Source organism: Flagellimonas abyssi, assembly GCF_019457905.1.
GTDB lineage: Bacteria > Bacteroidota > Bacteroidia > Flavobacteriales > Flavobacteriaceae > Flagellimonas > Flagellimonas abyssi.
On the sequence record NZ_JAHZSV010000003.1, the window covers coordinates 132,281 to 145,515 of the forward strand.

Genomic DNA, 13,235 nt, shown 5'->3' on the forward strand with positions numbered 1-13,235 from the left:
AAGAATTGCAGTTTTGTAAATTAGTAGTATCTTTGCACCCGCCTTTAAAGGCTGGTACACAAACCTTAAGTGTAGAAATGATGAAGCTGAAAGAGTTTAATATCCCTTTTTCAGGTCTGAAGCTGGGAAAACATAACTTTGTGTACGAGATTGATGATGCGTTCTTTGAATCTTTTGACTACCAAGAATTTAACGGAGCTTCCGTTCATGTAGATGCCATTTTGGAAAAAATGAGCACCATGATGGAACTTCAGATTGAAGCGGAGGGAACCATAAACGTGGATTGTGATCTAACGGGCGAACCATTTGACCAACCTATTGATTCCAAATTAAAACTAGTCGTCAAGTTTGGCGAAGAGTATAATGATGAAGACGATGAAATCCTCATCATTCCACATGGAGAACACCAATTCAATATTGCACAGTACATATACGAAATGTTGGTGCTGGCCGTTCCACAAAAAAGGGTTCACCCCGGCGTGGAAGATGGCACATTGCAATCGGACATCTTGGACAAGCTCGAAGAGCTTCAGCCAAAAGAGAACACAAAACCATCAGAAGACACAGATCCCAGGTGGGACGATTTAAAAAAGTTACTAACGGATAAATAGGTTTATAATGGCACATCCTAAAAGAAAAATATCAAAAACCAGAAGGGACAAAAGAAGAACCCACTACAAAGCAGTTGCGCCAACAATCGCCAAGGACTCAACAACAGGTGAAATGCACTTGTTCCACAGAGCTCACTGGCACGAAGGCAAATTGTACTACAGAGGTCAGGTTTTGATCGACAAAACAGAAGAGGAAACAGCGGCCTAACCGCAAACACCTTAAAATAAAGCAACTCCCGTTCAATAAGTATCGGGAGTTTTTTTATGGGCCCACGTTAACACCCAAAAACGATTAATTTTGCCCATAAAGTCATATAAAATGACTAATTTTCACCGCTTTTGGGTCAAATTTGATTCTTTTTGACAATAAAGAGAGGCTAAAATGAAGAAAAAAACAGCAGCAATAACAGCTGTAGGAGGATATGTTCCCGATTTTGTACTTTCCAATAAAGTACTGGAAACCATGGTAGATACCAACGATGAATGGATAACTACCAGAACTGGTATCAAGGAACGAAGAATCCTAAAAGAAGAGAATGCAGGAACATCCTTTATGGCCATCAAAGCCGCAGAGGACCTGCTTCAAAAAAGAGGCATTGAAGCTTCCGAAATAGATTTTGTGCTTGTAGCAACCGCAACCCCCGACTTGCCCGTAGCATCAACCGCTGCATATGTAGCTTCAGAAATTGGTGCTGTAAACGCTTTCGCCTACGACTTGCAGGCAGCGTGTTCCAGCTTTTTGTACGGGATGTCCACGGCAGCCAGCTATATTGAATCTGGTAGATATAAAAAAGTATTGGTCATTGGAGCCGATAAAATGTCTTCCATAATAGATTATACGGATAGGACCACATGTATTATTTTTGGTGATGGTGCCGGTGCGGTTCTTTTTGAACCTAATGAAGAAGGGCTTGGACTTCAAGATGAATATCTGCGCTCTGATGGTATTGGTCGTCAATTTTTAAAGATTGATGCAGGCGGCTCTATTCTGCCTGCTTCTGAGGAAACTGTAAAGAACAAACAACATTTTGTGTACCAAGACGGTAAGTCCGTTTTTAAATTTGCGGTATCCAATATGGCAGATGTATCGGCACTGATCATGGAGCGGAACAATTTGACGAAAGACGATGTACAATGGTTGGCCCCACATCAGGCCAATAAACGCATCATCGATGCCACAGCCAATCGAATGGGAGTTGAGGCCGATAAAGTCTTGATCAACATCGACCGTTACGGAAATACGACATCCGCAACATTGCCCTTGTTGTTGTACGACTTCGAGAAGCAGTTAAAAAAAGGAGATAACATAATTTTTGCCGCCTTTGGAGGTGGTTTTACATGGGGTTCCATTTATTTAAAATGGGCCTATAACTCATAATCACGCAACTAACAAATTATATTCCATGGACATTAAGGAAATTCAAAGTTTAATCAAGTTTGTCGCCAAATCCGGTGCCAGCGAGGTGAAGCTGGAAATGGAGGATATCAAAATCACCATTCGAACGGGAAGTGCCGGTTCAGGTTCACCAGAAACCACAATTGTTCAACAGATTCCTGTTCCCCAAACAGCAGCAGCTCCGGCAGCACAAGCACCCGCAGCCCAAGAAACCGCTGCACCCGCACCATCTGAAGCCAAAAAATCAGATGATGACTCCAAATACATTACCATAAAATCTCCTATCATAGGAACCTTTTATAGAAAACCTTCGCCTGACAAACCAGCATTTGTAGAGGTTGGAACTTCCATCAAAAAAGGAGATGTCCTTTGTGTGATAGAGGCAATGAAACTTTTCAACGATATCGAATCAGAAGTTTCAGGTAAAATTGTAAAGATTTTGGTTGACGATTCCTCTCCTGTTGAATTTGACCAACCCTTATTCTTGGTAGACCCATCATAGTGAATTTTAAATGATAGATTTAGGACGGCCCGACCGTTGTCCTAAACCATTTAAGATTTAGAATTCCTAATTTAAGATTGTGTTCTATGTTTAAAAAAATATTGATTGCAAATAGGGGTGAAATTGCCTTGCGGATCATAAGGACCTGCAAGGAAATGGGCATTAAAACGGTGGCCGTTTACTCTAAAGCAGATGAGGAAAGCCTTCATGTACGTTTTGCCGACGAAGCCGTTTGTATAGGCCCCGCACCCAGCAGCGAATCTTATCTGAAGATTCCAAATATTATAGCGGCGGCGGAAATCACCAATGCCGATGCCATTCACCCTGGATACGGATTTTTATCCGAAAACTCCAAGTTCTCCAAAATATGTGCCGAGCATGATATCAAATTCATTGGTGCATCCGGTGATCAGATTGATAAAATGGGGGACAAGGCTACCGCAAAGGAAACCATGAGAAAAGCCGGAGTACCTACCGTACCTGGTTCCCAAGGTCTTCTTAAGGATGTTGATCATGCCAAGAAGGAAGCCAAAAAAATGGGTTACCCCGTAATGATCAAAGCTACCGCAGGCGGTGGTGGAAAAGGAATGCGAGCCATCTGGTCCGAAGACCAAATGGAGAAAAATTTCAACAGTGCCGTTACCGAAGCGACCGCAGCTTTTGGAAATGGTGGAATGTACATGGAAAAACTGATCGAGGAGCCTCGCCATATCGAAATCCAGATTGTTGGTGATCAATATGGAAAAGCCTGTCACTTGTCCGAAAGGGATTGTTCCGTGCAACGTAGGCACCAAAAACTTACCGAGGAGACCCCATCCCCGTTTATGACGGACAAACTCCGTGAAGATATGGGCAAAGCCGCTGTTAAGGCAGCCGAGTACATTAAATATGAAGGAGCGGGAACCATTGAGTTTTTGGTGGACAAACATCGAAATTTCTACTTTATGGAAATGAACACCCGTATTCAGGTGGAGCACCCAATTACCGAGCAAGTTGTTGATTACGATTTGATCCGTGAGCAAATTTTGGTTGCGGGTGGCGTGCCGATTTCAGGTAAAAACTACTACCCAAAATTACACTCCATCGAATGTAGGATCAACGCGGAAGACCCTTATAACGACTTTAGACCTTCACCCGGCAAAATTACAACGCTTCATACGCCAGGGGGGCACGGTGTTCGTTTGGACACCCATGTGTACAGTGGTTATATGATTCCTCCGAACTATGATTCCATGATCGCCAAGTTGATTACCACCGCCCAAACAAGGGAAGAGGCTATCAATAAAATGAGAAGGGCCTTGGACGAGTTCGTGATCGAAGGCATAAAGACAACTATTCCGTTCCATCGCCAGTTGATGGATCACCCAGATTATTTGGCAGGTAACTATACCACCAAATTCATGGAGGATTTTAAAATGGATCCAAAATATAAAGAAGAACATTAATCAAAGCCCCGAATTTATCGGGGCTTTTCTTTTATGCAATTAAGTTACTGGGAATATAAAAGTTGGTTTTCCAATGTTGATTTTACCGTAATCGGCAGCGGCATCGTTGGTATTAATTGTGCCATACGCCTTAAGGAAAAACATCCTCACAGTAAAGTTCTGGTTTTGGAAAAAGGCAGTTTGCCACAAGGAGCCAGTACCAAAAATGCAGGTTTTGCTTGTTTTGGGAGCGCCTCGGAAATTCTATCGGACTTGGAGCACCATTCAGAAGAAGAAGTGGTGAAGCTCGTTGAAAAACGCTGGAACGGCATTCATCGATTACGCCGTTTATTGGGAGACGAAGCCTTAGGCTTTCAAATGCATGGAAGTCATGAACTGTTCCCATTGGATAAACCAGAGCTGTTCGAAAAATGTCGTGAATCCATCCCTTATCTAAATCGGCTGATGACCCCAATCTTCGGGGAACACCCTTTCCTCACTATTGGAAATCTGTTCAATTTTGAAAATATTCAAAAAAAATATATCACACATCAGTTTGAAGGGCAATTGGATACGGGCAAAATGATGCGTTCCTTGATTCAAAAATGTATATCAATGGACATACCGATTTTAAACGGCGTAATGGTGCAAGGCGTAACAGATTCCAATGGTGTTGGAATCATCAGAACAACCGACTTTGAATTCCAATCCAAGAAAGTATTTGTAGCCACCAACGGGTTTGCATCCAAACTATTACCGTCAGAAACCGTAAAACCTGCAAGAGCCCAAGTTTTGATTACGGAGCCCATCAAAAATCTGCACATAAAGGGAACATTCCATTTTGATGAAGGCTACTATTATTTCCGGAACATAGATGACAGAATCCTATTCGGTGGAGGAAGAAACCTTGATTTTGATACCGAGGAAACCACCGAATTTGGGGAAACACAAATCATCCAAGATAAGCTTGAAGCATTGCTCCGTAATATGATTTTGCCCAAACAAACCGTAAAAATTGAGCGAAGGTGGTGCGGCATCATGGGTGTCGGCACCCAAAAGTCGCCCATAGTAAAAGAGATTTCCAACTCCGTTTACTGTGGTGTCCGTTTGGGCGGTATGGGCGTGGCCCTTGGCAGTCTTGTTGGCCAAGAACTTGCGGATTTAGCCAATCAATAAAAATCAAGAGCAAACAACAAGTTCAAGAATCAATAATTTTTCTGGTATTGAGTTTGAACTTGAACTTTACTTTTGGTATTATAAATCAAACCATTCTCCCGTCCAACAAATTGATGATTCTGGATCCATATTCGGCATTTTTCTCCGAATGTGTCACCTGGATAATGGTCACCCCTTCTTCATTTAATTGCTTGAATAGCTCCATGATTTCCTCGCCCTGTTTGGAATTGAGGTTACCTGTGGGCTCATCCGCCAAAATCAATTTTGGGCTGGCAATCAAAGCCCTCGCCACCCCGACCAGCTGTTGCTGTCCACCACTCAACTGAGCTGGGAAAAGGTCCTTTTTGCCCACAATATTGAAACGGTCCAGCATATCGGCCACCATGGCCTTGCGTTCGGAGCCTTTGATTTTTTTATAAATCAAGGGCATTTCCAAATTTTCCTTAACCGTAAGTTCATCCAATAAGTGGTAGGATTGGAACACAAAGCCGATGTATTGTTTGTACAGGTTGGAACGGTGTTTTTCTTTAAGGGAATGGACTGATTCATCCATGAAGTTGTATTCTCCCTCATCAAAAGTATCCAACATCCCGATCACGTTGAGCAAAGTGGATTTTCCCGATCCCGAAGGTCCCATTATTGAAATAAACTCTCCTTCTTCCACTTCCAGATTGATATCTTTCAGCAAAAAAATACGTTGGCCTCCCGTAGTGACCCATTTGAATATGTTGTTGAGTTGTAATAGCATAGTATGTTTATTTATTCGTCTTTTAATGATTCCACTGGATTGGCGATAGCAGCTTTAAAACTCTGCCAGCTTACCGTTAAAAAAGTAATCAGAAGTGCTGTTGTTCCCGCCAAAGCGAATATCCACCAACTGAAATTTGTTCTATACGTAAATCCTTCCAACCATTGGTTCATTACGTACCAAGAGCTTGGTATCGCAATAATGAAGGCCAATCCTAACAATTTTACAAAGTCCTTGTTCAATAAGGTTAGTACTTGTGTTATAGTGGCGCCGTTTACCTTTCTTATGCCTATTTCCTTTTTCCGCAGCACAACGGTATATGCCGTAAGGCCAAAAAGTCCCAATGATGCAATAAGAATAGAAAGAACCGTAAAAATCTGAAAGGCCTTTCCAAAAGCTTTGTCCTGTTCATATTGGGCTTCAAATTTTTCATCTAAAAAGGTATAATTGAATGTACTTTGAGGGAAAATTTCATGCCATTTGTTTTCAATTTGACTCAATGCTGTTTCCAATCCTGCAATTGATATAGAAGATTTGTCAATTTTAACCAACAGATTGCTTATGTCATCCTGATATCTGACAATCGTTGGTAAAACGGGTGTTTTTAATCCAAAGTGATAGTAATCTTTGATAATACCTACAACTTTCCATTCATTGTTTCCCCAGAAACTTACAGTTTTATTCAGCAGGTCTTCAGGTGAGGAGATTCCCACTGTTTTTAAAAATGTCTCGTTCACCACAATTTGATTCCCTTCAAACTTGGAATTCAGAACAAAGGTCCCCCCGGCCAAAAATTCAATGTCCATTAAATCAAAGTAATCCGGTTGGGCATGATAGGTATAGAAAATATTGGCTTTGTCACTTCTCCCGTCGGGCAACCAAATTCCACGACTTGAGGACAGATTGTCAAAACTATCACCTGGATAGGTTTGGGCGATGGCGGTCTTCTCAATAAAAGGGAAGTCCTCTAATTGCTCTTTTAATACCCTAAAATCATTATTTACCAAAGAATCCGATTGGGTCGAGACCACCGTTCCATGCAGGGCTATAATTTGACCAACATCGGCACCGATAGGTTGATTATCCAAAAAATTGATTTGCTTAGAGATAATGAATGTTCCTGTTAACAATACGATCGTAGCAAAAAACTGTGTGACAATAAGTCCTTTTCGAAGTCCAATGCCTTCGGTAGAGGCCCTCACCTTTCCTTTGAGTGCTTTTGCCGGCGAATACCTGCTGAGCAATAACGCGGGATAAAGCCCAGCCAAAATCACGCCTCCTATTATGAAAATAAAATAAGGGATAAAGCTTACTATAAACCCCCAATCAAGATTGAGCTCATTTCCTATGATGTTGGTATAGAAGGGGAGTACTCCAAAAACTATCGAGAGGGCAATGGCAATGGCGATAAAGTTAAGCAGTAAGGATTCCATTAAAGATTGGACTATGAGCTGCGATTTTTTTGCCCCGGCAACTTTTCTTATGCCTGCTTCCTTTGCCCTTTCCATCGATTTGGTCGTCGAAAGATTAACATAGTTCAACCAAGAAAGAACAAGGATGATAAAAGCTATAGCTGTTAAGAACTTTATTCTCAGAACACTACCGTTAGCCGTGACTTCATAAGGTTTATCGGAATACAAATGAATATCCTCAATAGGTTCTATGTTATGTCTTTCGGTTTCACTTTTTTCAATATCGCTGTCTATTATTTTTTGACGCAAGACATCAATATTGGTGTTTGGAGCCAACTTCAAATAGGTGTAATAATTGTTCATGTTCCAGTTTAGCTCATGGGCTGTGGGTCCAAAATCGGTCAGTGTTTTTTCGGTCTCGTAGGAAATTAGAAACGAATTTCTGTAATGAGCTGTTTCAGGAACATCTTCCATAATACCTGTAACCGTAAGTTGGGTCTCTTTGCCGTCTTCAAATACAGAAATTGTTCTTCTTAAAGGGTTTTCGTTCCCAAAAAGTTTTTCGGCAAAAGATTTTGAAAGAACAATGGAATTAGGTTCTGTTAGAACGGTTTCGGAATCTCCTTTTGACAAAGGGTAGTTGAATATATTAAAGTAAGAAGGGTCGGCCAAAGACCCCAATGGCTGCTCCAAGATCTTTTCACCAACTTTAAAAGCTAATTTTTCAAAATAGTAAAACCTTACATAATCCAGTACTTCAGGAAACATTTCCTTTAAGGCTGGGCCTGACGAATTATACGTCATGGCATCGCCCGGCACATAAGTGTCCCCTTCAAGATAATCCATGTAGATCCTATATACATTTTCGGAACCTTCAAATGTGTCATAGCTCTTTTCATAATTTACATAGAGCATTATAAGAACAAATGAGGCTATCCCCACGGCAAGGCCAAAAATGTTGATGATAGAATACAACTTGTTCTTCAGCAAGTACCTTAGAGCGATTTTTAGATAGTTCTTAAGCATGGTTTCCTTTTTTGGTTAGGCTCTCACCCATCATTTTGTTTGACTTATTCGTCTCGTAAACTCTTTACTGGGTTCGCAGATGCGGCCTTTACCGTTCTGGATCCTACTGTAATAAACGCAATCAATGTAGCTGTAAGCCCTGCCGCAACAAAGAACAAAGGACTCAAGCTTACATGGGAGGCATAGTCCTGCAACCATTCATTTAAAAAATACCAGGATATCGGAGTGGCAATGATGAAGGCCAGACCTACCAATTTTAAAAAATCCTTGGTGAGCAATAGGGCCACAGAGGATATACTGGCGCCGACCACCTTTCGCACTCCGATTTCTTTTGTACGTTGTGCGACCACTAGCATGGATATGGCAAATAATCCCAAACAGCTGAGAATAATCCCCAGTATACTGCCACTGGTTATAATGGTGGCCAATGTTTTCTCCCTTTTAAAGGTGCGGTCCACGTTTTCATCCAAAAATGAGCCCAAAAAGTCAGCTTGGGGCTCAATCTTCTCCCACGCGGCTTTTATGGCATCAAAGGATTGCGCGGCATTGTCCGGAGCAATTTTCACATAGGCGTAATATAAATCCCAGTTGCGGTTCAAGAAAAGTGTAAGTGGTTTCACTTCTCTTTTTACATCCTGAAAATAATAGTCCTTTATAACCCCAACGACAGAATACGTGACGGAATCATCCATATTGATTCGGATGGACAGCGGGTCATCTTCCCCAAATTGTTTGGCCATACTTTCGTTGATTACCAAACTCAGACTGTCGGTGCTATATTTTTTGTCGAACATGCGTCCTTCCAGAAGCTCGATATCCAAGGTTTTGGCGTAATCGTAATCCACGGTAAGTGCATTTGTGATCAACCCTCTTCCTTTATAATCAAATCCCATGGCACTACTGGTAATGCTGCCATCCTTTCCAAGGCCCAAATTGCTGTCGGAGCCGGAAACACTCAGAACACCTGGGGCCTGGGAAAGCTCATCACGCAATAATTCCAGTACGGCATAACTATCCTTTCTTCCGTTCAAGGGAATGGACACTACCTGCTCCTTATTGTACCCAAGGTCCTTATTCCTCAAAAATTCTATTTGTCCGTGAAGTACTAAAGTACCGCTGATCAATATGATGGCAATCACAAATTGAAGCACGATCAGGCCGTTTCTCAACCGATTTTTCCCAAAATCCAACTTTCCTTTTAGTGCCCTCAAGGTGCTGAGTTTGCTCAAAATCAATGCAGGATAACCTCCGGCAATAAGGGTGATCACAAAAATCGATATAACAAATAGTGCTATAATTCCTGGTTGGGTCACGTTGGCAAAGGTGGCCTTTGTGACAAAAAGGGTCTTGAACGGACCAATAAGCAAATTACTGACCAAAAGTCCGAGACCAATAGCAATCAAAAACACGATAAGGCTCTCCATCCAAAACTGGAAAAACAATTGTTGTTTAACGGCCCCTAGTGTTTTGCGCATACCGATTTCCTTTAATCTTTTTTCGCTCAGGGCAATGTTCATATTTATGAAGTTGGCACAAACTATAAAAATGATCACCAAGGCAACGCCCAAGATTAAATAGGGGAAAGTATGGGCGGTATCGACCAGACCTTCTTTAAAGGTCGCAAAATGAAGGTCCTTTACTGGCAAAAGGTGGAATTGTTTGTATTGACCATTTTCATCGGGTGAAGCACCATCCCTTTTATCGCTTTCAATACTTCCCTTGTAATGTAGGTTGGCAAAGGCTCTTGAATTGATTTCAAATTGTTGTGGCGTCATCCCATCTTCCAATTGCAGATAAACAGGGTGAAATTGTGAGTTCCAGACGTCCTTGTTCGATTCATATTCTGGATGGTTCTCAAACGGTATTACAATGTCAAAATCGATACTACTATTGGGGGGCGTGTTCTCTAAAATTGATGCAATTGTGAATGGGTGCTCCTCTCCTCCAATTTGCACCTGAACTACCTTTCCGACCACATCGGTGTTTCCAAACATTTTTGTGGCTGTTTCCTCGGTGATGGAAACCGCGTTTTTGGAAGGCAGGGGATTACTGATGTTCCCTGCTATAACGGGAAATGTGAAAATATTGAAGAACTCCGCATCCACATATTCAGCATCTAAGTCCAAATCTTTATCATTAAAAGAAATCAGGGCATCTTCACTCAATGTTCTGGTGATTCGTTTTATTCCGGGCACTTCTTCCTTGAGGGCACTTGCCAAAGGAACAGGGTTGGATGTGCTGGTCTCGGCTCCCCTAGGGGTCTGGTTGGTCAAGTAGACTTGATAGGCAGAGTCCTTGTTTAGATGAAATTGATCAAAGGATAGTTCGAACAATGCAGTCATTGTCAATAAAATGGACACAGCAAACGCACAGGTAAGGCCAACGATATTGGCTACACTGAAAATTTTGTTCTTTATCAGGTTTCTCCAAGCAATTTTTAAATAGTTCTTGAACATGGTTTTCGTTTTGATTGGTTAGTCTATTCGTTCCTTAAGCTTTCTATCGGGTTGATGTTGGCCGTTTTGTATGTTCTTGCCCCGGTTACGGCCATGGCAATAACGGCCATCCCGATTCCACTTGCCAAGAATACCCACCAACTTAGTTCGGTCTTATACGCGAAGCTTTCTATCCATTCCTGCACCAAATACCACGATATGGGCACTGCAACAGCAAAGGCAACCGCTACAAGAATCAAAAATTCCTTGCACAATAAAATATTCAATTGGGCCAGATTGGCACCCAATACTTTTCGCACCCCTATTTCTTTGACCCTTCTTTCAGTGGTATAAACGACTAGGCCCATAAGTCCCAAACAACTGATCAATATGGCCAGGCCTGTGGCCCATTTTAAAAGCTGTACGGTACTTCTTTCCCTTCGGTAAAAGCCTTCCACCAATTCGTCCATGAACTCTACCTGTATCTCTTGATCGGGATAAACCGAAGCCCATGCCTGTTCTACGCCTTCAATGGTTTCGTTCCAATTATCGGTATTATTGCCAAGGTCAAAATGAATGGCATTAAAACTGGAATAATTGCTGTTGCCCCAATCCCCGGTCAGGGCCAATGGTTTAATGTCCGACCTTAACGACCTTTGGTTAAAATCTCGCATTAGTCCCACTACCGGAATTTGTGTGCTGTCCATCTTTAGAAAAGTGCCCACGACCTCAGCGGGATCTTGAAAGCCCAAAGCCTTGGCAAACCTTTCGTTTACAATGTACTCCTTTACACTGTCGTTCAATCTTTCCCTGCCCGCCAATAGGGGTATTCCGTAGGTTTTAAGATAGGTTATGTCCCCCCAGAGCATTTCGGTTTCTTGGTGCATCTCGTTTTCTTCCTTGAAATAGGTCAAAATTGTGGAGGATATATTGTTGGAAGTGGGTGGGTTTCCGCCCCAGCTTACTTTGGAAAGTCCCTTTATCTTCTCCATTTGGGAAAACAACCTTTCTTTTTTTACTTCGGACTTATCGTTCCATGGAAGGCGCACATAGGCCACCGCCTCGGTCTTGATGCCCATGTCCTTGTTCATGACAAAATGCAGTTGTTTGGTGACCAACATCGTTGCTATTACAAATACTTGGGCGACCACAAATTGAAAAACCGTAAGGGTCTTGCGCAAACGCGTGCCTTTGTCTCCTTTTGTAAACTGTCCCTTTAGCACGGCAACCGGTCTAAACTTCGAAAGCACAAATGCGGGATAGAAGCCCGATAATATACTTACAATGGTCACCAACAAAATAATTCCAAGTATCCCTTGCATACTATATAAAACGGAAAGGTCGATCCCACTTGGTAAAAACTCGGAAAACTGTTGCAACAGGAAAGGAGCCATCAAAAGAGATAGGAGCGTCGCCAGAACGGTCAATATGAAGGTCTCTCCCAAAAATTGGCGCACCACTTGCTTTTTGGAGCTCCCCAAGGTTTTTCGAATACCGATTTCCTTTGCGCGCGTGAGTGCTTGGGCCGAATTTAGGTTGATGAAGTTGGCGCAGCCCAACAACAATAAAAACAATGCTACAAAGGATAGGCTTGTCAAAACGGTCTTGCTGGCCACATGGTCGGAGTTGTTGAATGGGTAATCGCCGCTTTTGCCCCCAAAATGAATTTCAGGCAAGCTTTGCAGCACGAACAACCTTTCATCATCCGCAGCCCAGGCTGCAGTGTTTTTGTGTTCTTTGGCCAAAGCATCCAATCGGGACCGTATGGCGGCCATATCGACCCCTTCTCTGACCTTGAAGAACAATTGATCTCCAGAGCTTGTGTTGTTCCACTGATCACTGGTCGCAATTTCTTTTTCGCCGAACATTTTTGCGGAGCTCATGGACATGAAATCCGTAAACTTGAAATCGGTGTTTTTTTCAAAATCAGCAACAACTCCCGAAACCTTCACATTGATGGAGTCGTTGTAGACCAAGGTGCTTCCAATCACATCTGTAGGACTTTTTTTGGGGAAATATTTTGCTGCGGTATTCTTGGTCAGCACAACTTGTGCGGGTTCTGATAGTGCAGTTTGTGAATTGCCCGCCAGCCATTGGTAATCAAATAATTGAAAATAGCCCTCGTCGGCAAAAATACCATCGTTCACATTTTTGAGAATCACCTCCTGACTTTTGTTTTCAACTTTTGAAAAATTCGCGCTCATAAAAGGTGCCACCTCCTCAACTCCCGAAACCCCGTCCTTGAAGGTCTGCATCAAGGGAACAGGGACACCTCTATTGGTAAACTCATCGTTTCCGGACTTGAAAAGCGATGTGACCCGATATATCCTATCCTTGTCCTTATGGAAGGTGTCGAACGAAAAATCGAAATAAATAATGGCCCCGATGACCAATGCGGAGCAGAGGCCAATGGAAAGACCAACCACATTGATGAAGGAAAACAATTTGTTCTTTAAGATACTTCGCCAGGCTATTTTAAGATGATTGATCAACATGTGCTTTGCT

At 42.3% G+C, this 13,235-nt stretch carries 10 protein-coding genes; 6 read left to right on the forward strand and 4 right to left on the reverse strand.

The genetic code is table 11. From position 1 onward, the window contains the following. Window positions 1–77 precede the first annotated feature (77 nt). The 6 genes from K1F36_RS03290 to K1F36_RS03315 all read left to right on the forward strand — a co-directional run bounded on the left by K1F36_RS03290 (window position 78) and on the right by K1F36_RS03315 (window position 5,109). Entirely contained in the window at window positions 78–611 is a 534-nt protein-coding gene (locus K1F36_RS03290) for a YceD family protein (RefSeq protein WP_220112535.1), read from the forward strand. 7 nt (window positions 612–618) lie between these two features. Then, window positions 619–819 carry a 50S ribosomal protein L32 gene (gene rpmF / locus K1F36_RS03295; protein WP_100816683.1) on the forward strand — a complete coding sequence of 67 codons (201 nt, stop codon included), beginning with the start codon at window positions 619–621 and terminating at the stop codon, window positions 817–819. A gap of 174 nt (window positions 820–993) precedes the next feature. Further along, on the forward strand, window positions 994–1,989 hold the full coding sequence (locus K1F36_RS03300) for a beta-ketoacyl-ACP synthase III (RefSeq protein WP_220112536.1): 996 nt from the start codon (window positions 994–996) through the stop codon (window positions 1,987–1,989). 25 nt (window positions 1,990–2,014) lie between these two features. Next, window positions 2,015–2,509: an acetyl-CoA carboxylase biotin carboxyl carrier protein gene (gene accB / locus K1F36_RS03305; protein WP_220112537.1), complete on the forward strand. Its 495-nt coding sequence runs from the start codon at window positions 2,015–2,017 to the stop codon at window positions 2,507–2,509. Between the two features lie 86 nt (window positions 2,510–2,595). Continuing rightward, entirely contained in the window at window positions 2,596–3,954 is a 1,359-nt protein-coding gene (gene accC, locus K1F36_RS03310; protein ID WP_207031005.1) for an acetyl-CoA carboxylase biotin carboxylase subunit, read from the forward strand. Window positions 3,955–3,987: 33 nt separating this feature from the next. Continuing rightward, complete coding sequence (locus K1F36_RS03315) at window positions 3,988–5,109, forward strand: NAD(P)/FAD-dependent oxidoreductase (RefSeq protein WP_220112538.1); 1,122 nt, start codon at window positions 3,988–3,990, stop codon at window positions 5,107–5,109. Window positions 5,110–5,194: 85 nt separating this feature from the next. On the opposite strand, the gene K1F36_RS03320 is transcribed toward K1F36_RS03315, so the two are convergent. From K1F36_RS03320 to K1F36_RS03335, 4 genes are read right to left on the reverse strand one after another with little or no spacing between them, the layout of a single operon-like run. Beyond that, window positions 5,195–5,857 carry an ABC transporter ATP-binding protein gene (locus tag K1F36_RS03320; RefSeq protein ID WP_220112539.1) on the reverse strand — a complete coding sequence of 221 codons (663 nt, stop codon included), beginning with the start codon at window positions 5,855–5,857 and terminating at the stop codon, window positions 5,195–5,197. Between the two features lie 11 nt (window positions 5,858–5,868). Then, window positions 5,869–8,295 carry an ABC transporter permease gene (locus K1F36_RS03325; RefSeq protein WP_220112540.1) on the reverse strand — a complete coding sequence of 809 codons (2,427 nt, stop codon included), beginning with the start codon at window positions 8,293–8,295 and terminating at the stop codon, window positions 5,869–5,871. 44 nt (window positions 8,296–8,339) lie between these two features. Continuing rightward, window positions 8,340–10,751 (reverse strand): ABC transporter permease, encoded by a 2,412-nt coding sequence (locus K1F36_RS03330; RefSeq protein ID WP_220112541.1) that lies wholly within the window; start codon window positions 10,749–10,751, stop codon window positions 8,340–8,342. Between the two features lie 23 nt (window positions 10,752–10,774). Then, complete coding sequence (locus tag K1F36_RS03335) at window positions 10,775–13,225, reverse strand: FtsX-like permease family protein (RefSeq protein ID WP_220112542.1); 2,451 nt, start codon at window positions 13,223–13,225, stop codon at window positions 10,775–10,777. Window positions 13,226–13,235 lie beyond the last annotated feature (10 nt).